Consider the following 1,126-nt stretch of genomic DNA (forward strand, 5'->3'; position numbering starts at 1 on the left):
GAACTTATTCGTAATCGTTGTTTGTGTATGAGACACTTTTCCCTTTACCCAATATAAGACTTGCTGCCCGTAGCCGCTCTTTGGTGGTTCTTCAAAGTTGATCTTCCCATCCACCACAATGTAGATGCCGTTTGTTTTCATGTCTATTTCTCTTTTCATCTATGCCTGTTCTCCTTTGCATTGGCTTGTCCATTTTAGGAAATGCATGTGCTCTCTGGATGAAAATGCCCTTAGTCCAGCTCCATAATTTCTTTCAACGTTCGATTGGACACATATACTTTAATGATTTGAATTCTCCCATATGTTTCTTCTGCCTTTTCTTTTGCTTCACCCTCTGTATTGACTTCAAACCAACGTAACTTCTGCTTTTTATCTCGATCAAAAAATTCTACTGCATAAGTTGGTGTTACTGAATGATTAGAGAGGAAATTCGCAGCCGTACTATGTGCTGTATAGTCCATGTTTCCTACGATGTCTTCAAAAGTTAATTGTTCCATGCTCTCAACTCCATTCCCGCAAAATGATTCATTTCTCTCTTTTACCGTCTATAGCTTTCTCCCTCGACTTCAATCAAATAATCGTTTGCCATTCCTAGTAATCTATCAGCAGCTGCAAACCCAATTTTTTCAGGTAAGGTATATTCATCTTCATTTGAACTAAAAATGATGGGCGCTTTACGTTTATATCGCTCATTAATGATTTCGTAATACATTTCTTCACGGGATTCTGTATGTTTGCTCTTACCTAGATCATCCCAAACCAATACATCAGCATACTCTACGACTGTATGGAGCTTTTCAAAGTACTCCTTTTTATCATCACGCTTTGCTGACATAATCTCTGTCATAAAAGTAACATCACTTATACAAACTACTCTGCACCCTCTCGGTTGTGCATTTACAATGTCTTTATTCATAGTTTGAACATTTTGTATAATCCATCTAGCAGCTGCTATTTGTAGATGTGTTTTACCTAATCCGTAATTGTTGTGAAGTTTCATTTTTTCAACTCGTTCATCGATGGATAAAGCTTTTAATCTTGCCTCGCCATAGGTAGCGATATATCCAAAGCTATTGCGCTTCGTATCTCTGATTTCATTAAACTTTTTTAAGTATTCCATCATGCG

General features: G+C 37.3%; 3 protein-coding genes. All 3 read right to left on the reverse strand.

Going from position 1 to position 1,126, the window contains the following annotated elements; all coding sequences use genetic code 11:
* Window positions 1-159, reverse strand: a 159-nt coding sequence (locus ACQGS6_RS29030) for a DUF3954 domain-containing protein (RefSeq protein ID WP_426966076.1), incomplete at its 3' end; no start/stop codon positions are given.
* Window positions 160-230: 71 nt separating this feature from the next.
* Window positions 231-497: a hypothetical protein gene (locus ACQGS6_RS29035; RefSeq protein ID WP_426966074.1), complete on the reverse strand. Its 267-nt coding sequence runs from the start codon at window positions 495-497 to the stop codon at window positions 231-233.
* Window positions 498-538: 41 nt separating this feature from the next.
* On the reverse strand, window positions 539-1,126 hold a 588-nt coding region (locus ACQGS6_RS29040; protein WP_426966075.1), incomplete at its 5' end, for a DnaA ATPase domain-containing protein.

Source organism: Bacillus sp. GMs2/2 (genome assembly GCF_050172095.1).
GTDB lineage: Bacteria > Bacillota > Bacilli > Bacillales > Bacillaceae_G > Bacillus_A > Bacillus_A cereus.